The 24,022-nt window shown below is 68.2% G+C and carries 22 protein-coding genes and 3 pseudogenes; 14 read left to right on the forward strand and 11 right to left on the reverse strand.

Annotated features, from left to right (window positions below):
* Nucleotides 1-22: 22 nt before the first annotated feature.
* The 4 genes from OG734_RS11470 to OG734_RS11485 are packed head-to-tail and all read right to left on the reverse strand — an operon-like array spanning nucleotide 23 to nucleotide 3,071.
* Nucleotides 23-742: a class III extradiol dioxygenase subunit B-like domain-containing protein gene (locus OG734_RS11470; RefSeq protein ID WP_330287396.1), complete on the reverse strand. Its 720-nt coding sequence runs from the start codon at nucleotides 740-742 to the stop codon at nucleotides 23-25.
* 34 nt (nucleotides 743-776) lie between these two features.
* Entirely contained in the window at nucleotides 777-1,046 is a 270-nt protein-coding gene (locus OG734_RS11475) for a hypothetical protein (protein WP_330287397.1), read from the reverse strand.
* 35 nt (nucleotides 1,047-1,081) lie between these two features.
* Nucleotides 1,082-2,599, reverse strand: a complete 1,518-nt coding sequence (miaB, locus tag OG734_RS11480; RefSeq protein ID WP_330287398.1) for a tRNA (N6-isopentenyl adenosine(37)-C2)-methylthiotransferase MiaB — start codon at nucleotides 2,597-2,599, stop codon at nucleotides 1,082-1,084.
* A gap of 40 nt (nucleotides 2,600-2,639) precedes the next feature.
* Nucleotides 2,640-3,071 carry a MazG nucleotide pyrophosphohydrolase domain-containing protein gene (locus OG734_RS11485; RefSeq protein WP_330287399.1) on the reverse strand — a complete coding sequence of 144 codons (432 nt, stop codon included), beginning with the start codon at nucleotides 3,069-3,071 and terminating at the stop codon, nucleotides 2,640-2,642.
* Nucleotides 3,072-3,188: 117 nt separating this feature from the next.
* Between OG734_RS11485 and OG734_RS11490 the strand changes: the two genes are divergently transcribed.
* Nucleotides 3,189-4,184, forward strand: coding sequence for a TAXI family TRAP transporter solute-binding subunit (locus OG734_RS11490; protein WP_330287400.1), 996 nt, complete (start codon nucleotides 3,189-3,191; stop codon nucleotides 4,182-4,184).
* 33 nt (nucleotides 4,185-4,217) lie between these two features.
* Here the strand turns inward: OG734_RS11490 and OG734_RS11495 are convergent, their stop codons facing one another.
* Together OG734_RS11495 and OG734_RS11500 are read right to left on the reverse strand one after the other, a co-directional pair.
* Nucleotides 4,218-5,630: a sensor histidine kinase gene (locus OG734_RS11495; RefSeq protein WP_330287401.1), complete on the reverse strand. Its 1,413-nt coding sequence runs from the start codon at nucleotides 5,628-5,630 to the stop codon at nucleotides 4,218-4,220.
* A 9-nt stretch (nucleotides 5,631-5,639) separates the two neighbouring features.
* A complete protein-coding gene (locus tag OG734_RS11500; RefSeq protein ID WP_330287402.1) occupies nucleotides 5,640-6,326 on the reverse strand; it encodes a response regulator transcription factor in 687 nt (228 codons plus the stop codon).
* Between the two features lie 329 nt (nucleotides 6,327-6,655).
* Here OG734_RS11500 and OG734_RS11505 point away from each other — a divergent pair, with 329 nt between their 5' ends.
* The 7 genes from OG734_RS11505 to OG734_RS11535 all read left to right on the forward strand — a co-directional run bounded on the left by OG734_RS11505 (nucleotide 6,656) and on the right by OG734_RS11535 (nucleotide 12,733).
* Complete coding sequence (locus OG734_RS11505) at nucleotides 6,656-7,432, forward strand: amino acid ABC transporter ATP-binding protein (protein ID WP_330287403.1); 777 nt, start codon at nucleotides 6,656-6,658, stop codon at nucleotides 7,430-7,432.
* An 88-nt stretch (nucleotides 7,433-7,520) separates the two neighbouring features.
* Complete coding sequence (locus tag OG734_RS11510; protein WP_330287404.1) at nucleotides 7,521-8,360, forward strand: glutamate ABC transporter substrate-binding protein; 840 nt, start codon at nucleotides 7,521-7,523, stop codon at nucleotides 8,358-8,360.
* Between the two features lie 74 nt (nucleotides 8,361-8,434).
* On the forward strand, nucleotides 8,435-9,103 hold the full coding sequence (locus tag OG734_RS11515; protein ID WP_330287405.1) for an amino acid ABC transporter permease: 669 nt from the start codon (nucleotides 8,435-8,437) through the stop codon (nucleotides 9,101-9,103).
* Nucleotides 9,100-10,017, forward strand: coding sequence for an amino acid ABC transporter permease (locus tag OG734_RS11520; RefSeq protein ID WP_330287406.1), 918 nt, complete (start codon nucleotides 9,100-9,102; stop codon nucleotides 10,015-10,017). Before OG734_RS11515 ends, OG734_RS11520 begins: the two co-directional genes overlap by 4 nt.
* 177 nt (nucleotides 10,018-10,194) lie before the next feature.
* A complete protein-coding gene (locus OG734_RS11525; RefSeq protein ID WP_330287407.1) occupies nucleotides 10,195-11,910 on the forward strand; it encodes an FAD-dependent monooxygenase in 1,716 nt (571 codons plus the stop codon).
* Nucleotides 11,911-12,034: 124 nt separating this feature from the next.
* Nucleotides 12,035-12,106 carry a putative leader peptide gene (locus OG734_RS11530; protein ID WP_314224548.1) on the forward strand — a complete coding sequence of 24 codons (72 nt, stop codon included), beginning with the start codon at nucleotides 12,035-12,037 and terminating at the stop codon, nucleotides 12,104-12,106.
* An 81-nt stretch (nucleotides 12,107-12,187) separates the two neighbouring features.
* A complete protein-coding gene (locus tag OG734_RS11535; RefSeq protein ID WP_330287408.1) occupies nucleotides 12,188-12,733 on the forward strand; it encodes a cysteine dioxygenase in 546 nt (181 codons plus the stop codon).
* A 12-nt stretch (nucleotides 12,734-12,745) separates the two neighbouring features.
* Here the strand turns inward: OG734_RS11535 and OG734_RS11540 are convergent.
* Nucleotides 12,746-13,369, reverse strand: a pseudogene (locus tag OG734_RS11540) (RNA-guided endonuclease InsQ/TnpB family protein); the annotation flags it as partial.
* 11 nt (nucleotides 13,370-13,380) lie between these two features.
* Between OG734_RS11540 and OG734_RS11545 the strand changes: the two are divergent.
* The 5 genes and pseudogenes from OG734_RS11545 to OG734_RS11565 all read left to right on the forward strand — a co-directional run bounded on the left by OG734_RS11545 (nucleotide 13,381) and on the right by OG734_RS11565 (nucleotide 18,427).
* A complete protein-coding gene (locus OG734_RS11545) occupies nucleotides 13,381-13,575 on the forward strand; it encodes a TA system antitoxin ParD family protein (RefSeq protein ID WP_330287409.1) in 195 nt (64 codons plus the stop codon).
* Nucleotides 13,576-13,629: 54 nt separating this feature from the next.
* Nucleotides 13,630-14,478: pseudogene (locus tag OG734_RS11550) on the forward strand (transposase); the annotation flags it as partial.
* Between the two features lie 311 nt (nucleotides 14,479-14,789).
* Entirely contained in the window at nucleotides 14,790-15,134 is a 345-nt protein-coding gene (locus OG734_RS11555; RefSeq protein ID WP_330287410.1) for a hypothetical protein, read from the forward strand.
* Between the two features lie 253 nt (nucleotides 15,135-15,387).
* A pseudogene (locus tag OG734_RS11560) lies at nucleotides 15,388-17,078 on the forward strand (ISAzo13 family transposase).
* 83 nt (nucleotides 17,079-17,161) lie between these two features.
* The gene (locus tag OG734_RS11565; protein ID WP_443064853.1) at nucleotides 17,162-18,427 is read left to right on the forward strand and encodes an IS701 family transposase; all 1,266 of its coding nucleotides are present in this window, start codon (nucleotides 17,162-17,164) and stop codon (nucleotides 18,425-18,427) included.
* 512 nt (nucleotides 18,428-18,939) lie between these two features.
* Here the strand turns inward: OG734_RS11565 and recX are convergent.
* From recX to OG734_RS11585, 4 genes are all read right to left on the reverse strand, one after another.
* Nucleotides 18,940-19,863: a recombination regulator RecX gene (gene recX, locus OG734_RS11570; RefSeq protein WP_330287412.1), complete on the reverse strand. Its 924-nt coding sequence runs from the start codon at nucleotides 19,861-19,863 to the stop codon at nucleotides 18,940-18,942.
* Between the two features lie 3 nt (nucleotides 19,864-19,866).
* Nucleotides 19,867-21,003: a recombinase RecA gene (gene recA, locus OG734_RS11575; protein ID WP_329270112.1), complete on the reverse strand. Its 1,137-nt coding sequence runs from the start codon at nucleotides 21,001-21,003 to the stop codon at nucleotides 19,867-19,869.
* 384 nt (nucleotides 21,004-21,387) lie between these two features.
* Complete coding sequence (locus OG734_RS11580) at nucleotides 21,388-22,713, reverse strand: AI-2E family transporter (RefSeq protein WP_330287413.1); 1,326 nt, start codon at nucleotides 22,711-22,713, stop codon at nucleotides 21,388-21,390.
* A gap of 82 nt (nucleotides 22,714-22,795) precedes the next feature.
* A complete protein-coding gene (locus OG734_RS11585; protein WP_330287414.1) occupies nucleotides 22,796-22,990 on the reverse strand; it encodes a DUF3046 domain-containing protein in 195 nt (64 codons plus the stop codon).
* 80 nt (nucleotides 22,991-23,070) lie between these two features.
* Here OG734_RS11585 and OG734_RS11590 point away from each other — a divergent pair, with 80 nt between their 5' ends.
* The gene (locus OG734_RS11590) at nucleotides 23,071-24,015 is read left to right on the forward strand and encodes a hypothetical protein (protein WP_330287415.1); all 945 of its coding nucleotides are present in this window, start codon (nucleotides 23,071-23,073) and stop codon (nucleotides 24,013-24,015) included.
* Nucleotides 24,016-24,022 lie beyond the last annotated feature (7 nt).

Here is a 24,022-nt window from a genome sequence, read left to right on the forward strand (position 1 = left end):
ACGGCAACTGCAAACGCAACGGCTACGACCAGGCCGCGACCACGTATCCCACGCCGTACGGCGCGTCCTCGTACAGCAGTGCGCCCGCCAGGCCGGTGTTCTCGGCCGCACCCGCGAGGACCTGCCAGGGGGCCCGGCCGGAGACCTTCAGTTCGTACGCCAGTTCCGCGTCCAGCGCCTTGAGCGCCGCCACGTCCGCCGCCCCCAGCGCCCGCCCGACCTCCTCGTCGAATCCCGGCGCCCGCTCGTCCAGGTACCCCGGCGCCTTGAGCGTGCGGCACGCGCTGGCGTCGCCCATCACCAGCAGGGCCACCCTCTCCGCCCGCCCGCTGATCTCCCTCCCGACCGCGATGCACTGCTCGGTCGCCAGGGGTTCGCCCACGCCCAGGCCTTCCACGGGCGTCCAGGACCAGCCGGTGCGCTCCAGCAGCCACGCGGCGACGGCGAGCGACGGCGGCAGCTCCCGTTCCGCCGCTGCGGCGCCGGCGTCGCCGCTACCCAGGCGTACGTCGAGTTCCACACCGAAGCCCCTGAACGAGCCCCGCGTGCCCTCCGGGTGCGGTCCGCGCCCGCTCTGCCCGGCGGGCCCTACGACCAGCAGGCGGTCGGGGCGGGAGGCCGCGAGCACGCCCAGCGCGTCCGTACAGGCGGCGCGGGCGGCGTCCAGCTCGGGGGCGGCGCCCGCCGCCACGTCGGGTACGAGGAGCGGCGGGCAGGGGCAGACGGCGGCGGCGACAAGCATGATCGGCAGCGTAACCCCGGGGGACGGAGCGGTGTCAGTCCTCGATCAGCACGTCGGTCAGGTCGATGACCGTGAGGAGGAGCACGACCAGCTTCCCGTCGCTGATCACGTACTCGATGAAGAGGTTGCGCGAGAGGGCGATCTCACGCGTCGTCTCGTCACCTCGGACGGAGTGGGAGAGCTTGTGCCGCGGGTCGGTCACCAGTATGGCCAGGCCACGCTCCAGCACGTCACGCCGGTCGGCGGGCAGGCTGTCGCGCGCGTGGGCGGCCTCTTCGGTGAACGCAACTCGGTACGGCAACATGTGATGCTCCTCTCCACCCGCATTCTGGCAGGACGTCAGTCGCAGCCGCAGCCGCTCCCCGTCGGCACCGGCAGCGGAGTCGGCGCGCCGACCGTCGGCAGTCCCAGCATCACGCCCGCCGGCTTCGCGGCCTCCGCGGTGTTGCGCTTCTCCCAGGCGTCACCCGCGCGCGTGGGCCGCACATCGAGGACGGCGCCCTCGGCGAGGAGGTGGTGCGGGGCGGCGTATGTGATCTCGACCGTGACCACATCCCCGGGGCGCACCGCGGTCTCCGGTTGGGTGAAGTGGACCAGGCGGTTGTCGGGGGCGCGGCCGGAGAGCCGGTGGGTGGCGCCGTCCTTGCGGCCCTCGCCCTCGGCGACCATCAGCTCCACGGTGCGGCCGACCTGCTTCTTGTTCTCGTTCCAGGAGATCTCCTCCTGGAGGGCCGCGAGTCGCAGGTAACGCGCCTGGACGACCTCCTTGGGGATCTGGTTCTCCATCGTGGCGGCGGGGGTGCCGGGCCGCTTGGAGTACTGGAAGGTGAACGCCTGCGCGAACCGCGCCTCGCGAACCGCGTGCATCGTCTGCTCGAAGTCCTCCTCGGTCTCCCCGGGGAAGCCCACGATGATGTCGCTGGTGATCGCCGCGTGCGGAATGGCGGCCCGCACCTTCTCGATGATCCCCAGGTAGCGCTCCTGGCGGTACGAGCGGCGCATCGCCTTCAGGATCGTGTCCGAGCCTGACTGCATGGGCATGTGGAGCTGCGGCATCACGTTCGGTGTCTCGGCCATGGCGGCGATGACGTCGTCGGTGAAGTCTCGCGGGTGCGGGGAGGTGAAGCGGACGCGCTCCAGGCCGTCGATCTTCCCGCAGGCCCGCAGCAGCTTGCTGAAGGCCTCGCGGTCGCCGATGTCGGAGCCGTACGCGTTGACGTTCTGGCCGAGCAGGGTGATCTCCGAGACGCCCTCGCCGACCAGTGCCTCGATCTCGGCGAGGATGTCGCCGGTGCGGCGGTCCTTCTCCTTGCCGCGCAGGGCCGGGACGATACAGAAGGTGCACGTGTTGTTGCAGCCGACGGAGATCGAGACCCACGCCGCGTACGCGCTCTCGCGCCGCGTCGGCAGCGTCGACGGGAACGCCTCCAGCGACTCGGCGATCTCGACCTGCGCCTCTTCCTGCACGCGCGCGCGTTCCAGCAGGACGGGCAGCTTGCCGATGTTGTGCGTACCGAAGACGACGTCCACCCAGGGCGCCCGCTTCACGATGGTGTCGCGGTCCTTCTGCGCCAGGCAGCCGCCCACGGCGATCTGCATCCCAGGACGCTTCGTCTTCATCGGCGCGAGCCGGCCGAGGTTGCCGTACAGCTTGTTGTCGGCGTTCTCGCGCACGGCGCAGGTGTTGAAGACGACGACGTCCGCGTCACCGTCCGCATCCTTGGGCGCACGCACATAACCGGCGTTTTCGAGCAGTCCGGACAATCGCTCGGAATCGTGAACGTTCATCTGGCACCCATAGGTGCGCACTTCGTATGTCTTGACGTCCACGGCCTGGATCCGGTCACTGCTGCTCATGCGACAAGGGTAGGCGGTGTGCGAAGCGGGGCCGTACGGGTCACCGCTCGCCCGCGTTCCACCCCTGGCGGCGCAGGACGGCTCCGACATCCGGGGCCCGGTAGTGGTCGCCCTTGAGTACCTTGCCGTCGGCCCTGCGGGCGACCAGGCCGTCGGGGCCCAGCTTCGTCATGTTGGCGCGGTGGATCTCCGCGATGACCGCGTCGAGGTCGATGCCGTGGACCAGGGCCGTGCCGTACGCGACGTACACGACATCGGCCAGCTCGTGCGCCAGCCGGTCCAGCGGGCCCGTGACCGCGACCTCGGCGACCTCCGCGGCCTCCTCCGCGAGCAGCTCGCCCCGGTGCGCCGCGAGCTTCGGGGAGACCTCGGCAGGCGTACTGCGGGCGTCGAGGCCGAAGGCGAGGTGGAACTCCCGGACGAGGTCGGCGGGCGAAAAGGGAGCGGAGGAAGGAGATGTACCGGGGCGCATGCGCCGACTCTAGCGATCTCGTGGCGGCTCTCCGGGAGTCGATCCGATCGTCGTACGACAGACCCCCCTCCCCCTATTCCTAGCCAGCACCGGGGCCGTACTGGCAGGATCTCGCGCATGTTCAAGGTGCTCCGGATCCGCAGGCGGCAGGCTCTCCTGGGCTCGGCCGCCGGTTTCGTGGTCTTCGGGCTGCTGCTGTGGTGGCTGCTGCCGCTGGACGAGGATCCTCCGGCCGGGACGATCACGTTCAGCACCGGGTCACCTGCCGGCGTCTACCAGCAGTACGGCTCGGGGCTCAGCACGGCCTTCGCGAAGGACATGCCGAACCTGAACGTACGGATGGAGACCAGCCAGGGATCGCAGGAGAACGTCGAGCGGGTGGCCACGGGCGACGCCGACTTCACCATCGCGGCGGCCGACGCGGTGGAGACGTACAAGCTGAGGAAGTTGCCGGGGGCCGACTCGCTGCGTGGGGTCGCGCGCCTCTACGACGACTATGTGCAGCTTGTCGTGCCGCGCGACTCCAAGATCTCGACCGTGCAGGACCTGCGGGGCAAGCGGGTGTCCATAGGACTGGAGAACTCCGGCGTACGGCTGATCGCGAGCAGGGTGCTCGCCGCCGCCGGTCTCGACCCGGCCAAGGACATCAAGCCCTTCGCCGAAGGCATCGACACCGGGCCCGGGCGGCTCCAGCACGACCAGATCGACGCCTTCTTCTGGTCGGGCGGGCTGCCCACGAACGGCTTGGTGCAGTTGGCGAAGACCTTCGCCTTCCGCTTCGTCCCGCTCGACGCGGACCTGGTCACCAAGCTGCACGAACAGGGCGGAGCCTCCCGTTACTACCGGGCCACCAACATGCCCGAGTCGGCCTACCCGTCCATCCAGGACGGCTCGACCGTGGCGACGATCGCGGTGTCCAACCTCCTCATGACGCGCGAGGACGAGGACCCGAGGCTCACCGAGTGGCTGACCCGGTCGGTGATCAACAGCCGGGACCGCATCGGCGCCGACGTCCACTCCGCACAGCTCGTGGACCTGCGGACCGCCATCTACACCGACCCGCTGACCCTGCACGACGGCGCCCGGCGCTACTACCGCTCGGTCAAGCCGTAGGGCCTGTCGTGGACCAGTCGCAGCGCCGGTCCCTCAGGAGGCCGGGCCCGACCTCGGCACCCGCACCGTCACCTTCAGGCCGTGCGGCTCGTGATGGTCGTACGAGATCGTGCCGCCGCCTGCCGCCAGCAGGACTCGGGAGATGGACAGGCCGAGGCCCGATCCTTTGACGTTCTGGTGCCGGCCGCTGCGCCAGAAACGGTCGCCGATACGGACGAGTTCCTCATCGGTGAGGCCCGGGCCGCCGTCGGTGACCACGACCGTCGAGGTCTCGCCGTTCGACGCGACCGACACCTGAACGCACTCGTCCTCGGGCGTGAACTTCACCGCGTTGTCGATCACCGCGTCCAGGGCACTGGACAGCGTGACCGGGTCGGCCCACGCGGTGGTGGCCGGGCAGTCGCCGACCAGGCGTACACCCTTGGCCTCGGCAAGCGGGGTCCAGGCCGCGACACGCTCGGCCGTCAGCGCGCCGATGTCGGTGAGTACGAGGTCCGCCTCGGCGTGCTCGGCCAGCGCCAGGTCGAGGAGGTCGTCCAGGACCTCGGCCAGGCGCTTGCCCTCGGTCTGGACCGAGGCGATCTCCTCGTTTCCCTCCGGCAGTTCGAGTGCGAGCAGTTCGATCCGCAGCAGCAGGGCCGAGAGCGGGTTGCGCAGCTGGTGCGAGGCGTCGGCGACGAAGGCACGCTGCTGCTCCAGCACGTCCTCGACGTTGTCCGCCATTTCGTTGAACGACCGGGCCAGCCGTCTGAGTTCCGGCGGCCCGCCGGCCACCGCGACCCGGGACTTCAGGCTGCCGGTCGCGATGTGGTGCGTGGTGGCGTCGAGGACGCGCACGGGCTTGAGCACCCAGCCGGTGAGGCGCAGCGCGGCTCCTACGGCGAGCAGCATCGCGGCGATCTCGCCGGCGCCGACGATGAGCCAGCCGTGCAGCGTCCTCGAGCGCATCTGCCCGGTGGGCGAGTCGGTGACCACGACGGCCACGACGTCGCCGTCCCGGATGACCGGCGACGCGACGACGAGCCGGTGCCGCTGCCAGGGCCACACCTGCTGCGGATCGTGGCTGCGGCGGGAGAGGAGCGCTTCGGCGAACGCGTCACGCACCTCGCCCGTTTCCGGCAGGTACCAGTCGGTCGGCGCATTGGCCATGGGAGCGTCGTTGCGGTAGAAGACCCCGGCACGGATGCCGTAGACGTCGTAGTAGCTTTCGAGTTCGCGTTGGAGGGTCTCACCGCGCTCGTCGGTGACCGCGTCCTTGACGCGGGACCCGGTGGGCCGGTCGGTGACGAACTGAGCGAGCGCCGCGAAGCGCGCGGTGTCGTCGATCCTGTCGACGACGACCGTCTGCTGCTGGGCGCCGGCCACACTGATGGCGAGCGGGATGCCGAGCGCGAGCAGGACGGCGGCCATCAGGACGATGAGCAGCGGAAGGAGACGTGTGCGCACCCGTACCCGCTACTGCGTCGGGGCGACGAGCCGATAGCCCACGCCGCGGACGGTCTCGATCAGCGCCGGCATACGCAACTTGGCGCGCAGGGACGCGACATGCACCTCCAGGGTGCGGCCGGTCCCCTCCCAGCTGGTGCGCCAGACCTCGCTGATGATCTGTTCGCGGCGGAACACCACTCCGGGACGCTGTGCGAGGAGGGCGAGCAGATCGAACTCCTTGCGGGTCAGTTGGACGACCGAACCGTCCACGAGGACCTGCCGGGTGGACAGTTCGATACGCAGGGACCCCAGGAGCAGCGCGTTCTCACCGGCATCGGCGGTGTCCTCGTGGACGTTGCGCCGGCTGACGGCGTGGATCCGGGCGAGCAACTCCCCGGTGTCGTACGGCTTCACCACGTAGTCGTCGGCGCCGAGGTTGAGGCCGTGGATGCGGGAGCGGATGTCGGAGCGCGCGGTGACCATGATCACAGGGGTGTTGGTGCGCTTGCGGATCTTGCCGCACACCTCATATCCGTCCTGGTCGGGCAGGCCCAGGTCGAGCAGCACCACACCGAAGCCGTTGCCTTCCGGGACGAGCGCCTGGAGGGCCTCCTCGCCGCTGCGGGCGTGCGTGACGTCGAAACCGTGGCGCGCCAGGACCGCGGAGAGCGCGGCGGCGACATGGTTGTCGTCCTCGACGAGGAGCAGTCTCATCGCGACCCCTTTCGGTTCATCGGCTCGGTAGTTCGACTCGGTACGTCGGCTCGGTTCGTCGACTTGGTTCGTCGGCCGTACCGCTTCGACTTGTACACCACATGAGGTGCACCAGCGGAGTACACCATGTGGACCCACACGCGCGCGTACCTGGTTTCGGTTGCGGACCGCTTCCGTTATCCAGCCGGTATGCCTCTTTCGGAGGGCGCCACAAAGCGTGTTGACCTGACATCAGATCGTTATCCTCAAGTTCCCCTCAGATGTAATGACGCTGGTCTCACGCGGTCACTACTGTCCTCCGAAACCGAGGTGGACGGAGCCAGTAAGCGATGACCGAAGTATCGGTGGTTAAGGACAGCGTGCCCGCGACCGGCGATCTGGTCGTCCTGAAGAGCGTCAACAAGCACTTTGGCGCGTTGCATGTTCTCCAGGACATCGACCTGACCATCACCCGCGGCGAAGTGGTCGTGGTCATCGGACCCTCCGGGTCCGGTAAGTCCACCCTGTGCCGCGCCATCAACCGCCTGGAGACCATCGATTCGGGAGACATCTCGATCGACGGCAAGCCGCTGCCCCAGGAGGGCAAGGCGCTGGCCCGGCTGCGGGCCGACGTCGGCATGGTGTTCCAGTCCTTCAACCTGTTCGCGCACAAGACGGTGCTCGAAAACGTGATGCTGGGCCAGATCAAGGTCCGCAAGGCCGACAAGAAGGTGGCCGAGGAGAAGGCCCGCGCCCTGCTCGACCGGGTGGGCGTGGCCACGCAGGCGGACAAGTACCCCGCGCAGCTCTCCGGCGGCCAGCAGCAGCGTGTCGCCATCGCGCGAGCCCTGGCCATGGACCCCAAGGTCATGCTCTTCGACGAGCCGACGTCGGCGCTCGACCCGGAGATGATCAACGAGGTGCTTGAGGTCATGCAGCAGCTCGCCCGCGAGGGCATGACCATGATCGTCGTCACCCACGAGATGGGGTTCGCTCGTTCGGCTGCGAACCGAGTGGTGTTCATGGCGGACGGCCGCATCGTCGAAGAGGCTGTGCCGGACCAGTTCTTCAGCAACCCGCGCAGCGACCGAGCGAAGGACTTCCTGTCCAAGATCCTGCACCACTGACGATCTGCGCGTTTCAGACATGCCTCGCCCGTCAGACCCGCACGACACCGACGGCCCGCGTCTCTCCATCAGTCAAAGGATGTTCACCATGAAGCTCCGCAAGGTCACCGCGGCCTCGGCCGCCGCCCTCGTCCTCGCCCTCACCGCCACCGCGTGCGGCTCCGACGACAAGGACAGCTCCGGCAGCGGCTCGGGTGACGCCAAGACGATCACCGTAGGCATCAAGTTCGACCAGCCTGGCATCGGCCAGAAAACCCCGCAGGGCTACTCGGGCTTCGATGTCGACGTCGCCAAATACATCGCCAAGCAGCTCGGCTACAACGAGGACCAGATCGCGTGGAAGGAGTCGAAGAGCGCCGACCGCGAGACCATGCTGGAGCGCGGTGACGTCGACTTCATCGCCGCCTCGTACTCGATCAACGACAAGCGTCTGGAGAAGGTCGACTTCGCCGGCCCGTACCTGCTCGCCCACCAGGACGTCCTGGTCCGTTCCGACGACGACACGATCAAGTCGCCGGCGGACCTCAACAGCAAGAAGCTGTGCTCGGTGACCGGCTCGACCTCGGCGCAGAACGTCCATGACAAGCTGGCGCCCAAGGCCCAGTTGCAGAACTACCCGACCTACTCGGCCTGTCTGTCCGGTCTGCAGAACAAGGCCATCGACGCGCTGACCACGGACGACTCGATCCTCGCCGGTTACGCCGCGCAGGACGCCTTCAAGGGCAAGTTCAAGCTCGGCGGCTTCAAGATGACCAACGAGAACTACGGCATCGGCGTCAAGAAGGGCAGCGATCTGAAGGCGAAGATCAACACTGCCCTGGAGAAGATGGTCTCCGACGGTTCCTGGCAGAAGGCCGTGGACGCGAACTTCGGTCCGGCCGGCTACAAGAACGAGCCCGCGCCGAAGATCGGCGACATCAAGAGCTGAAGCAGCGCCTGACGGGTGCGCCGGTCCTCGGGCCGGCGCACCGGGGCCCCCGACACGCGGAAGCGCGGGAGATCGTGTTCGACTTTCTTGAAGGTTACGACCTGCTGAGCGCCTTCTGGGTGACCGTCCAGCTCACCCTGCTCTCGGCCGTCGGTTCACTGGTGTGGGGAACCCTACTGGCCGCCATGCGCGTCGGCCCGGTGCCGTTGATGCGTGGTTTCGGCACCGCTTACGTGAACATCGTGCGGAACATCCCGCTGACCGTGATCATCCTGTTCACCTCACTGGGCTTGAGCCAGACACTCGGTGTCACCATGGGCGCGGCGGACAACTTCGACACCCAGAACTTCCGGCTCGCCGTGCTGGGCCTGATCCTCTACACCTCGGCCTTCGTGTGCGAGGCGCTGCGCTCCGGCATCAACACGGTGCCGGTCGGCCAGGCGGAGGCGGCGCGTGCCATCGGCCTGAACTTCACCCAGGTGCTGACCCTGGTGGTGCTGCCGCAGGCGTTCCGTTCGGTGGTCGGCCCAATGGCGAACGTCCTGATCGCCCTCACCAAGAACACCACGGTGGCCGCGGCGATCGGCGTCGCCGAGGCCGCCCTGCTGATGAAGAAGATGATCGAGAACGAGGCCCAGCTGATCCTGATCTCCGCGGTCTTCGCCTTCGGTTACGTGTGTCTGACGCTGCCGACCGGCCTGCTCATGGGCTGGGTGGGCAAGAAGGTGGCGGTGAAGCGATGAGCTCCGTTCTCTACGACGCCCAGGGCCCCCGTGCCAAGCGGCGCAACGTCCTCTTCACCGTCGTGTTCCTGGTCGCCCTCGCGGCAGTGCTGTGGTGGGTGTTCAACGCCCTCCAGGACAAGCAGCAGTTGGAGTGGGCGAAGTGGAAGCCCTTCCTCGGCGGCACCGAGGCCTGGTCCACATACCTCTGGCCCGGGCTGAAGAACACGCTGAAGGCCGCGGCGCTCGCCATGGTCATCGCGCTGCCGCTGGGCGCCGTGCTCGGCATCTCACGGCTCTCGGACCACGCCTGGGTCCGGGTGCCGGCCGCGATCGTCGTGGAGTTCTTCCGGGCCATCCCGGTGCTGGTCCTGATGATCTTCGGGCTCGCGCTCTACTCCGAGTACACGGACGTCAGCACCGACGACCGTCCGCTGTACGCGGTCGTCACGGGCCTGGTGCTGTACAACGCGGCGGTCCTCGCGGAGATCGTCCGGGCGGGCATCCTGTCGCTGCCCAAGGGCCAGTCCGAGGCCGCCATGGCGATCGGTCTGCGCAAGGGCCAGGTCATGCGGACGATCCTGCTGCCGCAGGCGGTCACCGCGATGCTGCCGGCGATCGTCAGCCAGATGGTCGTGATCGTGAAGGACACCGCCCTCGGCGGCGGCGTCCTCACCTTCCCCGACCTGATCGCCGCGGTGAGCCCGATGAGCTCGTACTACGGCGCGAACGTCATCGCCAGCTTCACGATCGTCGCTCTGATCTTCATCGCGATCAACTTCGCCCTTACGACCTTCGCGAGCTGGCTGGAGCAGCGCCTCAGGCGCGGCAAGAAGAGCACTGGCGCGGTACTGGATCCGAACGACGCGTCGATCGCGGGCGCGGCGGGAACCGGAGCGGGCGGCAGCACAGGCGGCCTGACAGGCGGCACCTGACGCCCAGTCAGTCACCGTGCACCACCCGGAGGGCAGTGGCATGATCGCCACTGCCCTCCGTCACTTGACGCAAGCACCAGCAATCTGTTGCATACGTTCTGTGATCGTGCACCCGGCTCCAACTTCCTGTTCACTTACGTCGATGAAGACGTCGCTCTGGGCAGGGGGCGCCGCGCCATGGACCCGGTGATCATCGTCGGAGCGGGGCCGGTCGGGCTCACGCTGGCGCTTGCGCTGGCGCGCCAGGAGGTCCCCTCGGTCGTCCTCGACGAGGGACCGGGCAAGGACGACCAGCGCCCCGCGCGCACGGTCGTGCTGCGCGAGGACACCGCCGCGCTCCTGGAGCAGCTGACCGGTGTGCCGATCTCCGACGCCGGTTTCCACTGGGCCGGATGGCGGTCGATGCGGCGCAAGCAGGTGATGCGTCAGATCTCTTTCGGGACCGAGGAATCGGACCGGCCGGCCGATGCTCCCGTGGGGCTCGAGTCGCAGCCCGCCACTGACTCCGACATCCCCCTGCACATCGCCCAGCACGTACTGACCGGCGCCCTGCGAACCGCCATCGCGCGCGAGCGGCTCGTCAAGGTCGCCGTCAACAGCCGCCTCGACTCCGTCGAGCAGGAACCCTCCGGCGTCACGGCACACACCCGCGGCCCGGGCGGCACCTGGTGGCGCGGCAGTTACCTCGTCGGCTGCGACGGCCCGCGCTCCACGGTGCGCAAACTCCAGGACATCCGCTTCCCCGGACGTACGGCCGTGGAACGACACGCCGTGGCCGCACTCCGTACGGAACTTCCGTGGCCCGGTGAGGCGTTGTTGCACCGGATGCCGCCGTGGCGGACATCCGGGCCCTCGGGCGGGGAGATCACCGCCCGCCCCCTCCCCGACGGTGTATGGCGCCTGGACTGGCTGATGCCGCCCGGCAAGGACCTGGTCACGCCCGAGCTCCTCGTGACCCGCGTCCGGGAGACTCTCGCGGGCTGGAGCGGTGGCCCCACACCGCCGTACGACCTCCTCGACACGGGCGTCCACATCGTCCACCACCGGCTCGCCCGACGCTGGCGGGCCGGCCGGGTGTTCCTCGCCGGGGACGCCGCGCACCTGCTGGGGGCGCTCGGCACACAAGGGCTGGACGAGGGACTGCGGGACGCCGACAACCTCGCCTGGAAACTGGCCCTGGCCTGGCACCACGGTCCGCACGAGGCGCTGCTGGACAGCTACCAGACCGAACGGCGCGCCGCCGTCTCCGCCCGACTGCGCGCCGCCGACCAGGCGCTGCCGCTGCTGCGCGGCGGCGCAGGGCTGCGGTCGTACGTCCCCGGGTCGGCCCGCGGACACGACGCGCTGCTCACTGACGGTCACCTGGGACGCGGAATCCTGGGCGCGCCGGGGGCGTACGCCCATTCGCCGCTGGCGCCTCAGCACATCGAGGTGGAGATCTCGGTGGACACCCCGCCCGGCTCACAGGTGACGGACGTACGTGTCACCGCGGAGGACGGTTCCTTCGTGCGGCTGCGGGAGCGGCTGGGCCGGGGTGCGCTGCTGGTGGTGCTGATCGCGCCGGGTACGGGGGTGTGGGAGCGCAAGCACTGGGTGAGCGCCGGGATCATGCCCCGGCTGGCGGCCGCGGTGGCCGCGCTGCCGCGTCACGCCGAGCTGCTGGTCACCGAGAGCTATCCGGGCGCGGCCGCCCACACCGTGTTGCTGATCCGCCCGGACGGGCACCTGGTCACGGCGCTGAGTGGGGTACGCCCGGCCGACCTGTACGCGGCGGCCGAGGCAACGCTGGGCGGGCCCGCGCAGAACAGGACGAACGACAGGACCGACGAGACAAGCGAGGCCGGCAAGGCGAACGCGACGGCGAACACGGAAGCAGCGGCGGGCACGCGCTGACATCTGCCCTCGGTCCCCGCACCCCTACGCCCCTCTCGTCATCGCGCGTCCACATGGTGAGGCGAAGTTGACCGCTCCACACCGTCATGCTGTACTCCGGAACGTGACCAAAGTCGACACCGATGTGCGCCTGTGGCGGAGGGTCCATATGGACCTCGTCCGCTATGCGGGCTGCGTGTGTCGTTCGTCCTGCTGAATTCGCATCCCTATTTCCCGCGCGCGCCGCTCTTCCGGCGTTGTCGTGCGCTCCCCGCGAAACGTCACCAGGACGGTACCCGTGTCCGTGTCATCCTCCGTATCCGCAGCCTCTCAGGTCTTGGATGCCCCCAAGACCCCGACGCAGGCGGAGCTTCTCGACTTCGTACGACGTACGGCCGCCGACGCCGAGCTGATCGCCTCGCTGCCGCTCGACCCCGAGGGCCGCACCTGGGTGCGCCTTGAGGGCCCCGGCGGCAGCGAGGCCTGGCTGATCGGCTGGCCGCCCGGCACCGGTACCGGTTGGCACGACCACGCCGACTCGGTCGGTGCCTTCCTCACGGCGGCCGGCGAGCTCAAGGAGAACTCGCTCGCCGCCCGGCTGCCCACCGACGGCTGGAAGACCCTCGAACTCACCGAGGACGTCGACCGGGAGCGGCGCCTGGCGGCCGGCCAGGGCCGGGGCTTCGGGCGCCACCATGTGCACGAGGTGCTCAACGAGTCCCGCGACCAGCACGCGATCTCGGTCCACGCCTACTATCCGCCCCTGCCCCAGATCCGCCGCTACAGCCGGACGGGACAGGTGCTGCGCCTGGAGCACGTCGAGCGCCCGCAGGACTGGCAGTGAATCCTCCCCGTCCTACAGGCGGGGGATTCCTGGCTCACGTTGGCTGTGGACCGGCGGCCCAGCGGCCCTTACACGATCAGCACCAGCCGGGTTGAGACCAGCCCGGACCAGCATCACACGGGCGGAGTTCTTGTCCCTAGGGGGCTCAGCTCCGCACGCGGTGCAGGCGTAGGTTCGTTCTGAGAGAGGCAGTGCGTGCTTGGTTCTCGCTCCGCACTGTGCGCAGTCCATGGTGGTATGCGCGGGGTGTACCAGGAACACGGCACGGCCATGCTTGCGGCCCATCTCGATCAGGGCCTTCTTGGTGGCTCTGATAGCGGCGTCAGCCGCCTTGCGGGCCATGGTGGAACGGCTGAGAAACTTCGGACGGAAGTCCTCGACGGCCAGGGCGTCATGGTCGCGGACCACGGCCTTGGCCCACTTGCGCCCGGTGTCCTGGCGTTGCCGGGCTACCTTCATGTACGTCTTGGCCCGCAACTCATTCGCTTCGCGGTAGCCCTGCGATCCGGCCTGTCCCGTCTCTGGCTTGCGCCGGGCCATCATCCGGTCATACCGGGTTAGCTTCGCCTGCGCCTTCCTGCCGTGCTCGGCGTGGGACAGATCATGGGCGTCGGAGGTAGTGGTAGCGGTCTCCTTATGGTGGCCACATGGTCAACTTCAACGTCCGATTTCCCGAAGACCTTCACGCTCGCGTACGTACTCAGGCGACTGCGGACCGGCGGTCCATCAACTCCGAGATCCTGCACCTGATCGAGGTCGGCCTCGCAGCTGTCTCGGCAGACGCCGGATCGTTGGGTGATCCGGCTGCCCCTGCCTCGCTACGCGGGAAGCTGGATTCCTGAAGGCCAGGCACATGGTGGCCGCGTCTGGAGCAGTGACAACAGGCCAGGTCTTCAATCGGTTGTGGTGGCAAAAGGACGGTCTCCCGAGCCGGGGCGGTGCTGCCGGTCAAGACGGTCCGCAAGGTGGGACTGGACACCGCGATTTCGGCGGCGCTTGCGCCGCGGCGCAAGCCGCGGGCTGTGCACGATCCGGGCAAGGGTCCTGCTGGATGTCGCGCTCGGAGTCTCGCTGGGCGGGGACTGCCTGGCCGATGTCGCCATGCTGCGGGCCGAGCCCGACGTTTTCGGCCCGCGAGCGTCCGATCCGACGGTCTCCCGTCTCGTCGGCGTCCTTGCCGCAGCCGGGCCGAAGGCGCTGACCACGATCTGCACGGCCTGAGCCAAAGTGCGCACGCGAGTCTGGGAGTTGGCCGCTGAAGACAGCCCGTCCGCCGACGGCAGCGTGATCGTGGACATCGACGGCGAGCCGGTGCTTGCACACGCCGAGAAGCAGAACGCCACCGCGAACCCGAAGAGGGCGTAGACACCGGCCTACGACACTGGCGGGACCGAACGGCCCGGCCCCTGGGTCGCCGAGATCACCGACATGGCCGACCTCCCCTCCTGCTCCAAGGGGATGTAGCTGATAGTCCGCAGGGAACGCCCGCACCCCAGCACCCAAATGCGTTTCACCGACCTCGCCGGCCACCGGCTCACCTGCTTCGCCACTAACGCCCAAGGCGGCGGGCCCGCTGCGAGGGCCGCATCCGAAACGCCAGCGACACCGGCCTGCGCAACCCATCCCTGCACGACACCGCCCAGAACCAGATCTGGCTGGAGATCGTCTCCCTCGCGCTCGACCTCCTCGCCTGGATGCCGATACTCGCCCTGGCCGACGAGATCCGCCGCTGGGAACCCAAACGGCCACCCTCCGGCTGACCAGCCACTTCAACCATCCCAACCACCTGCACGACCGCCACGGGAAGTGGAACCCGGCACCCACCCGACGCTGAGCCGGTCCCTCAACCTGCCGCGACCTCAAAATAGCCGCACCGCACAAGCGCAGAGTCCGTGCCAGCGACCCAACGAAACTCATGAACGATCGAGGTTAATCGGAATTACAAGTTCCACTACGATCGGCAAGCTCAAATCTAGCTCAACATCATTGCTTCGCCATGCCAATAATGAAAACATTCCAGATGTAAAAGAAACCCCCCCGCAGGAATGGAAGAAACTTGAAGAAAGTACTCTCCAAAACCGGTGTAGTTGCGCTGACTATCGCTCTCTCAATTCCCGCCTTCGGTGGGAGCGCGCAGGCATTCGACGGTCCAGCGGCGAAGAACTCATGGGGATGCGACAACAGCTCGAAAAGGGTGAACTTCTCCTACACCCCCGGAACCGTCACCACGACCGTCTACTACAACAACCACTGCTCGTACACGGTGAGAGCTGCGGCCCGGATCGAGAACAAAGACGGCGCCATTTCGCATGACTGCTTCTCGATACCTGCCGGGAATAGTAGCCACATCAAGTTCCAGCAAGGGGCTCTCGGTACCTTCGTTGGCATCTACAAGTGCTGACTCTGCACTCATAGATAGAGTGCTATAGCGAGTTCTCACGCACCATGCATTGTGGTGCTGCTGCCCGACGCCTGTCGGGCAGCAGCACCACAATGCATAAATTTAGATATACGGAAAAAGATTTCGCCCGCCCGTCACCCCCTTATCCTCGATCTCTCGTCACAGCCCGTCGTTCCGGCGGACGTTTCAGCTGCTCTAAGGGCTCGTAAAGAATCAACACGTTGCTTCCTGGTCTGCCTGTCGTTGGTGTGGTATGTCCATACCGAACGAGGTTCGTGACCAACTTGCCCTGAAACTCGGGGTGTTGTTGCCTCATCTGAATGAGCGGCAGCAGCGGCTGGCGCTGGCCGCCGAGGCCCGGCTGCTGGGCCACGGCGGGGTCCGGGCCGTCGCCCAATCCGCAGGGGTGAGCGAGACAACGGTGCGCAAGGGGGTCTTCGAGCTGGAGGGCGGTGAGGACCCATTGCCCGATGGCCGGGTGCGCCGGGCCGGCGGCGGTCGCAAGAGCGCCGAGGAGCTTGACCCGCTGCTCGTTCCAGCGTTGCTGGCGCTGGTCGAGCCGAATGAGCGGGGCGATCCGATGTCGCCGCTGCGGTGGACGACCAGGTCGCTGCGGTCTCTGGCCGGGAGCTGACAAGGCAGGGCCATGCCGCCTCGGCGCCGACCGTGGGCAGGCTGCTGCGGGAGAACGGTTTCAGTCTGCAGGCCAATGCCAAGACCCTTGAAGGCGCTCAACACCCCGACCGGGACGCGCAGTTCCGGTACATCAACGGCCAGGTCAAGGACCATCAGGCGGACGGCGAGCCGGTGGTCAGTGTGGACACGAAAAAGAAGGAAGTCGTCGGGGAGTTCAAGAACGCGGGACGTCAATGGCGGCCGGCCGGTGAGCCCGTGCGGGTTGACGTCCATGACTTCCCCGGTGATGCACTGGGCAAGGCCCTGCCCTACGGCATCTACGACCTGGCGGCGAACACCGGCTGGGTGAACGTCGGTACGGATCACGACACCGCAGCCTTCGCGGTCGAATCGATCAACCGTTGGTGGAACGGGCAAGGACGCCTCGATTATCCGCAGGCCAGACGTCTGCTGATCACTGCCGATGCCGGCGGCTCCAACGGCTATCGCACCCGGGCCTTCAAGACCGAGCTGGCTGCGTTCGCCGCCCGGACCGGCCTGGCCGTCACGGTCTGCCACATGCCGCCGGGCACATCGAAGTGGAACAAGGTGGAGCATCGGCTGTTCTCCGCGATCACCATGAACTGGCGCGGCAGACCGCTGAACAGCCACGAGGTCGTTGTGCAGTCCATCGCCGCGACCACCACCCGCACCGGTCTCACCGTCCACGCGGAACTCGACACCGGCGCCTATCCCATCGGTGTGAAGGTCAGCGATGCGGAGCTGAACGCAGTGCCGGTCACCGGACATGCCTTTCAGGGCAGCTGGAACTACACCGTGCACCCGCACCCCGCCAGCCCGGCAGGCCCCACCGGACCAACGCCCGGGCCGACGGCGGTCTTCGACCGCGGAGCTCTGTCACATCCCGCGCTGACCGGTATGACCTGCACCGCACTGACCGAGCTGACTGAGACCCTGACCGTCGACTGGCAGACGCTGCAGAAACAGGACCCCGCCGCCCGACGCGACGGCGGCGAGCGACGCCGGGCCCCGGGCGGCGGCCGCAAAGCCAAACTCGACCTGGCCGACCGGGTCCTGGCCACCGTGCTGCAACAAAACCTCGCCCTGCCGCCTACCGTGCTGGCCCACCTCTTCGCCGTCAGCAAGGACACCATCCGCCACACCACCAGCGAGATCCGGCGACTGATGGACCAGCACGCACACACACCCCGGCCCCCAACAGCACACCTCAACACCGTGGCCGGACTCCTCGTCCACGCCGCCGCACACGGCGTGACCCTCACGACAGAGACCGCAGCAACGTGTTGATTCTTTACGAGCCCTTAGTAGGGCTTGGTCATCTTCACTCGTGCATGCGTGTCTCATGCTCGGTGAGTGTCGTTGGAAATGGTGTGACACCTGAGGAGATGGCCTCGGTCCGGGGGGACTTGGAGGCGTTCGCGGCGGAGTTGTTCGACGGGTTCTTCCGTGCGGATCAGCGGCGGTGGGGGCAGGCGTATGTGCGCGGGCTGCTGCTGGACGGGCAGCGCAAGTCGGTGGAGCCGATGGCGGCCCGTCTGGGTGAGGACGGCAACCGGCAGGCGCTGGCGCACTTCATCACCTCCAGCCCGTGGGATCCCGCGCACGTGCGGGCCCGGCTGGCCTGGAGGATGCACGAGGCGGTCGGTCCCGAGGCGTTGATCGTGGACGACACTGGCTTCCTCAAGGACGGGGATGCCTCGGCGTGTGTGTCGCGGCAGTACACCGGCACCGCGGGCAAGGTCACCAACTGCCAGGTGGGCGTCTCGCTGCACCTGGCCAACGACCGTGCCTCGGCCGCGATCGACTGGCGGCTGTTCCTGCCCGCATCCTGGGATCCCGACGCGCCGGAGGCCGATGCGGACAAGATCGCCCGCCGCGGCCGGTGCGGGATTCCCGCTCAGGTGGGGCATGTGGAGAAGTGGCAGCTGGCCCTGGACATGATCGACGAGACCCGGTCGTGGGGCATCGACGTTCCTTTGGTCGTCGCGGACGCCGGATACGGCGATGCCGCCGCCTTCCGGCTGGGCCTGGAGGAACGCAAACTGCCCTATGCAGTGGGGATTTCCTCGCGCCATACCGCCCAGCCCGCCGACGCCCGGCCCGTCCAGCCCGCCTATGCGGGCACCGGCCGGCCACCCAAAATGCAGTACCCCGAGCCTGCGCAGACCATGAAAGACCTGGTCGTCGCGGCCGGGAGGGCGGCGGCGAGACCGGTGTCGTGGCGGGAAGGCTCCCGGCCGGGCAAGAGCCGAAGCGGCTTCAAGCGTATGTACTCCCGGTTCGTCGCCCTGCGCATCCGCCCGGCCGGCCGCGGCATCCGCCGGGCCACCGACGATCCTGAACTGCCCGAGCGGTGGCTGCTGGCGGAATGGCCCGCAACCGAGCCCGAGCCGGTCCAGTTCTGGCTCTCGAACCTGCCCTCCGGCATGCCACTGGCCACGCTGGTGCGGCTGGCCAAGCTCCGCTGGCGCATTGAGCACGACTACCGCGAAATGAAGCAGGCCCTGGGACTGGCCCACTTCGAAGGCCGCACCTGGAACGGATGGCACCACCACGTCACCCTCGTCTCCGCCGCCCACGCCTTCTGCACTCTGCAACGACTGGCACCAGACCCAAAAGACGCCACGCAGGCCTGAGCCTCTACCAAGTGGTCCGCGAACTGCAGACCCTCCTCGCCACCTGGACCGGCGCCTGCCCCACCTGCCACCGCGACATACCCACACCACTACGAACCTGACCAAGCCCTATTAGGGCTCCTAAAGAATCAACATGCTTATTCTCTGCGAGCCCTCAGTTGATTGTGAGGATGTTGACGGCCCGGCTATCGCTTCGGGTCAGCGCCGGTGATCACGTCGGTCCAGGCAAGTGGGCCGCCGTCAGGCGGAGGATGCGGCACCGGGCCGTGGTGACCAGGTAGGCGTCGTCGGTGAAAAGCCGCAGCCGCAATATTGTAGGAGGCGGTCGAGGACGGCAACGACCTCCTGCAGGACTCCGTCCAGGCAGTCGCACGCAGGCACAACCTCGTCCTCGCCACGCGTTCGGGCGGCAGCCAACCCTGAACGCTATGGGCACCCCCGCGCGTCCACCCTGTTCAGGGCCGGAACCGCACTTCCTCGGTCCCTGGCTCGCAAAGACGCTCCGACCAGGTTCAGAATCCCTCGCCGCCGAAAAACTCGATGTCCTCGCCCTCCGCCTCCAGCGCCTGCCGCACCACCCGCAGGGCCATGCCCGGGGGGTAGCCCTTGCGGGCGAGCATGCCCGCCAGGCGCCGCAGCCGCTTGTCGCGGTCGAGGCCGCGGGTCGCACGCAACTTGCGGGCGACGAGTTCACCCGCGGTCGTCTCCTCCTGTTCGGAGTCGAGCTGCCCGACGGCCTCGTCGATGAGCGTCGAGTCCACGCCCTTGGTACGCAGTTCCTGTACGAGCGCCCGCCGGGCCAGTCCCCGGCCGTGGTGACGGGACTCGACCCAGGCGTCCGCGAACGCGCTGTCGTTGATCAGTCCGACTTCCTCGAACCGCGTCAGCACCTCCTCGGCCACTTCGTCCGGGATCTCACGCTTGCGAAGGGCGTCCGCGAGCTGCTTCCGCGTACGCGGGGTCCCGGTGAGCAGGCGCAGACAGATCGCCCGCGCCCGCTCAGCCGGGTCCGCCGGCGGTTCCGCAATCTCGGCCCTCGACGAGGAAACGGAACCTCCGTCCTGTGGGTCGCCGCCCGGCTCACCGAAGCCGCGCTGCCGACGACGACCACGCCCACCACGCGAGCCCTCACCGCGTGAGCCGCCCTCGCCGTACGGGCCCCTTTCACCGCTCAGGTCTCCACCGCCACGGCGACGCCTGTCTCCCGGTGAACCGTCGCCGCGACGTCGGCTGTCCCCCGGCAGGCCCTCACCGCGACGCGATCCGACGCCTCCGTCGCCCTCGTACGCCCCGTCGCGCTCGTGGGTCCCGTGGCCACCCCCGTATGGCCCGGTATCCCCGTAGCCGCTGTCACCGCCCCCGGCGGTGCCCCCGTCGCCCCGGTCTTCCGAGGCACCGGGATAGGCGTACTCGGCCCAGTCGGTTCGTCGTGTCACGGGCTAGCTCTTGACCGCCGTGGCCGTGGCCTTGGCCTTGGTGGTCTTGGCCGCCGACGCGGGAGCCGGAACCGCCTTCGCGGCCCCGTCCGGGGCGACCGTGACCGCCGCGTCCGCGCCGGGCTCGGCGGCGGGCTTCTCCGGCCTCACACCGACCCCCAGCTTCTCGAGGATCTTCTTCTCGATCTCGTTGGCGAGGTCGGGGTTGTCCTTGAGGAAGTTGCGCGCGTTCTCCTTGCCCTGGCCGAGTTGGTCGCCCTCGTACGTGTACCAGGCGCCGGCCTTACGGACGAAGCCGTGCTCCACACCCATGTCGATCAGACCGCCCTCGCGGCTGATGCCGTGCCCGTAGAGGATGTCGAACTCGGCCTGCTTGAAGGGCGGCGCGACCTTGTTCTTGACGACCTTGACGCGGGTGCGGTTGCCGACCGCGTCGGTGCCATCCTTCAGGGTCTCGATGCGACGGATGTCGAGCCGCACCGAGGCGTAGAACTTGAGCGCCCGGCCACCGGTCGTGGTCTCCGGCGAGCCGAACATCACGCCGATCTTCTCGCGGAGCTGGTTGATGAAGATCGCGGTGGTCCCGGACTGGCTCAGCGCACCGGTGATCTTGCGGAGCGCCTGGCTCATCAGACGAGCCTGCAGACCCACGTGCGAGTCACCCATCTCGCCCTCGATCTCCGCGCGCGGGACGAGCGCGGCAACGGAGTCGATGACGATGAGGTCGAGGGCGCCGGAGCGGACCAGCATGTCCACGATCTCCAGGGCCTGCTCACCGTTGTCCGGCTGGGACAGGATCAGGTTGTCGATGTCGACGCCGAGTTTCTTCGCGTACTCGGGGTCGAGGGCGTGCTCCGCGTCCACGAACGCGACCTGGCCACCGGCCTTCTGTGCGTTCGCCACCGCGTGCAGGGTCAGGGTCGTCTTCCCGGAGGACTCCGGGCCGTACACCTCCACCACTCGGCCGCGCGGCAGGCCGCCGACACCGAGTGCGACGTCGAGCGCGGTCGACCCGGTGGGGATGACCTCGATGGGTTCATTCGGCCGCTCGCCCAGGCGCATCACTGCGCCCTTGCCGAACTGCCGTTCAATCTGTGCGAGCGCGGCGTCGAGCGCCTTCTCGCGGTCGGTTCCTGCCATGGGTTCCACCCGATTTGCTTGAGTCGATCGCTTCACGTCAAAGACGCTAACGCCTGCCACTGACAATGCGCCCCGACGCCCGTCCGGCCTGTGGATAACTCGGGCACATCTCCATGGAAACCCTGACGAAATCCCCGTCGAGAGCCTCGCCGGAACCTCAATCAGAATGGATGTTCGATTTTCGTGTCAAGCGCAACACCCGGCACACCCGAGACTGGGTTCGCGGTCCACCAATGGCGTCCACCAACGGCCGGGATGTCGGGTTCGACACTCCCAGGGACACATCACATGGGGCGCCCTCGACCGGACAGGACGGTGCCGATCACCTCACGCGGTGGGACGACTACACAGCGCCCAGCATCGGCGCCACGGCCCGGGCGCCGCTCACGCGGGCGGGGGGCCTTCCCCTGACGACGGCCCTGGCCCCGACCCCGATTCCGGCTCCTCCGCGGAGTCCTCGGAGCTCTTGGAGTCCTCGGAGTTCTGGGTGTCCGCAGCCCGTCGCCCCTCCAGCAGGCTCCGCAGCCGCGTGAGGACGGTCGTGCCCCGGCCGCGGTGTCCCTGGACACGAGGGTCGTCCGTGACGTCGTACCGCTTCACGTACGCCCCCAGGAACGCCTGGAGCGTGGCGACCGCCGGGATGGCGATCAGCGCGCCGACGGCGCCGAGGAGCGCGGTGCCGGCGATGACCGAGCCGAAGGCGACCGCGGGGTGGATGTCGACGGTCTTCGCGGTCAGCTTCGGCTGCAACACGTAGTTCTCGAACTGCTGGTAGAGCACAACGAAGACCAGCACCCACAGCGCGTACCAGGGATCGACTGTGAAGGCGATCAGCATCGGCAGGGCGCCCGCGAGATAGGTGCCGATGGTCGGGATGAACTGCGACACCAGCCCCACCCAGACGGCGAGCACGGGCGCGTACGGCACGCTCAGGAACTCCAGCAGGACGTAGTGGGCGACCCCGGAGATGAGCGCCATCAAACCGCGCGAGTACAGATAGCCGCCGGTCTTGTCGACGGCGATCTCCCACGCGCGCAACACCTCGGCCTGCCGTGCGGGCGGCAGTACAGAGCACAGCGCGCGGCGCAGTCTCGGCCCGTCGGCGGCGAAGTAGAACGCGAACAGTGTGATCATCAGCAACTGGAAGAGTCCGCCCAGCACCTGGGCGGAGACGTCCAGGACCCCGGTGGCGCTGTTCTGGACATAACTGCGCAGCCAGTCGGACCGGAGCAGGCCCTCTTGGACGTCCACCCGCTTCAGGTCGGTGTTGAAATGCGCGTTGATCCAGCTGATGACGGAGTCGAGATAGTTCGGGAAGTCCTCGACGATCTTGATGATCTGGCCCGCGAGCATGGAGCCGAGCAGGGTTATGAATCCGGCGATCGCGATGAGCAGGCCGATGAAGACCAGAAAGGTGGCCAGACCCCGGCGCATACCGCGCGACGCCATGCGACTCACCGCGGGTTCGATCGCGAGCGCGGCGAAGAACGCGATGAGGATGTTGATCAACAGGCCCGTGAGCTGGTGAAAGGCCCAACTGCCCAGCTGGAACAGGCCGACGAGGGCAAGCGCCAGCATCATGGCGCGCGGCAGCCAGCGCGGCATGCGCGCGCCCTGCCCGGCGGCATTCCCGGCCGGGGGTACGGGCGGCTTCGTGTCGAACGGGGAGTTCTGCTGTCCGAGCTGCCCGGTCTCGTCTGAGGATGCCACGGGGCAAGTCTCGCCCACGCCACCGACAATCAGTCACCGCCCTGCGATCTTTGCGGCCGACCGGCTCCGTTTCAGTACGATTTCACCGGTTCTCCGACGGAACGTTCATCTCCGTGCACACCACACGCCATACGTCCTTGGCCTCCCAGCCGGCGTCCAGGGCCTCGTGCACGGTCCGTCCGCCGAGCTCCGTCATCACGTGATCGCGCGCGAAGGTGTCGGCGTACCCCGAACCGAAGTGTTCCGCCATCCGCTGCCAGAAGACCGTCAACCGCATGACTTCAGTATCCCGCCCCTGAGAGTGGGCCCACGCCGGGACCGCTCACCAGGACCGCTTCGCGCCCTACGGTCTGACGCATGGCCGAAACAGGAGCATCCCCACTCCCCCCGACGCCCCCGGAGCGTTCCCCGCTCTTCCGTGCCGAGCACTTCGTGTGGCTCACCGCGCGCGTGCTGGAGCAGCGCCGCTTCGCGTACCACTTCCTGAACGGAGGCGCAGACGCGGTCGAGACCGCGCTGGAGGCCTATCGCAATGACGACGGCGGATACGGTCACGCGCTGGAACCTGATCTGCGCGGCCCCGTCAGCCAGCCCCTGCACGTCGGACACGCGCTGCGCGTCCTGGACGCCATCGGGCGCTGCGGCGGGCAGCGGGTGGAGCGCGTGTGCCGCTATCTGACCTCCGTCTCCACTCCGGACGGCGCGCTGCCGGCGATCCATCCCAGCCAGCGCGGCTATCCGGCGGCGCCGTTCGTGCCGATCGTGGCCGACCCGCCGAGCGAACTCCTCACCACCGGCCCGGTGGTGGGCCTGCTGCACCGCAACGAGGTGTGGCACGCCTGGCTGTTCAGGGCCACGGACTTCTGCTGGCAGGCGCTCGACTCCCTGGAGAAGTCCCATCCGTACGAGGTCGAGGCCGCCGTGGCCTTCCTGGACTCGGTTCCCGACCGCTCGCGCGCGGAGGCGACGGCAGACCGGCTGGGCCGCCTGGTACGCGAACATCGGCTCGTGGCACTCGACCCGGAGCGCCTCGACACCTCCCCGGTGGCGCCCGGCTACGCCCCGGGCGAGCACCACTTCCCGTACGACTACGCGAGGACACCGGGCTCACTCGCGCGCGCGTGGTTCACGGACGAGGAGATGGCACGCTCCCTGGACTTCCTCGCGAGCGAGCAGCGCGAGGACGGCGGCTGGCCCATTCGCTGGCGCGCATGGGCACCGGGCACCGCACTGGAGGCACGCCCCATGGTGACGGTCGAGGCACTGCGCACCCTGAAGGCGTACGGCCGCCCCGTCGGCTGACTCCAGG

It is taken from the genome of Streptomyces sp. NBC_00576, assembly GCF_036345175.1.
In the GTDB taxonomy this organism is placed as follows: domain Bacteria; phylum Actinomycetota; class Actinomycetes; order Streptomycetales; family Streptomycetaceae; genus Streptomyces.

What these genes read in the sequence shown, in the direction of transcription:
- OG734_RS11470 (WP_330287396.1), bottom strand. Translation starts at nt 742, where the DNA reads ATGCTTGTCGCCGCCGCCGTCTGCCCCTGCCCGCCGCTCCTCGTACCC.
- OG734_RS11475 (WP_330287397.1), bottom strand. Translation starts at nt 1,046, where the DNA reads ATGTTGCCGTACCGAGTTGCGTTCACCGAAGAGGCCGCCCACGCGCGC.
- miaB (WP_330287398.1), bottom strand. Translation starts at nt 2,599, where the DNA reads ATGAGCAGCAGTGACCGGATCCAGGCCGTGGACGTCAAGACATACGAA.
- OG734_RS11485 (WP_330287399.1), bottom strand. Translation starts at nt 3,071, where the DNA reads ATGCGCCCCGGTACATCTCCTTCCTCCGCTCCCTTTTCGCCCGCCGAC.
- OG734_RS11490 (WP_330287400.1), top strand. Translation starts at nt 3,189, where the DNA reads ATGTTCAAGGTGCTCCGGATCCGCAGGCGGCAGGCTCTCCTGGGCTCG.
- OG734_RS11500 (WP_330287402.1), bottom strand. Translation starts at nt 6,326, where the DNA reads ATGAGACTGCTCCTCGTCGAGGACGACAACCATGTCGCCGCCGCGCTC.
- OG734_RS11505 (WP_330287403.1), top strand. Translation starts at nt 6,656, where the DNA reads ATGACCGAAGTATCGGTGGTTAAGGACAGCGTGCCCGCGACCGGCGAT.
- OG734_RS11510 (WP_330287404.1), top strand. Translation starts at nt 7,521, where the DNA reads ATGAAGCTCCGCAAGGTCACCGCGGCCTCGGCCGCCGCCCTCGTCCTC.
- OG734_RS11520 (WP_330287406.1), top strand. Translation starts at nt 9,100, where the DNA reads ATGAGCTCCGTTCTCTACGACGCCCAGGGCCCCCGTGCCAAGCGGCGC.
- OG734_RS11525 (WP_330287407.1), top strand. Translation starts at nt 10,195, where the DNA reads ATGGACCCGGTGATCATCGTCGGAGCGGGGCCGGTCGGGCTCACGCTG.
- OG734_RS11545 (WP_330287409.1), top strand. Translation starts at nt 13,381, where the DNA reads ATGGTCAACTTCAACGTCCGATTTCCCGAAGACCTTCACGCTCGCGTA.
- recA (WP_329270112.1), bottom strand. Translation starts at nt 21,003, where the DNA reads ATGGCAGGAACCGACCGCGAGAAGGCGCTCGACGCCGCGCTCGCACAG.
- OG734_RS11585 (WP_330287414.1), bottom strand. Translation starts at nt 22,990, where the DNA reads ATGCGGTTGACGGTCTTCTGGCAGCGGATGGCGGAACACTTCGGTTCG.
- OG734_RS11590 (WP_330287415.1), top strand. Translation starts at nt 23,071, where the DNA reads ATGGCCGAAACAGGAGCATCCCCACTCCCCCCGACGCCCCCGGAGCGT.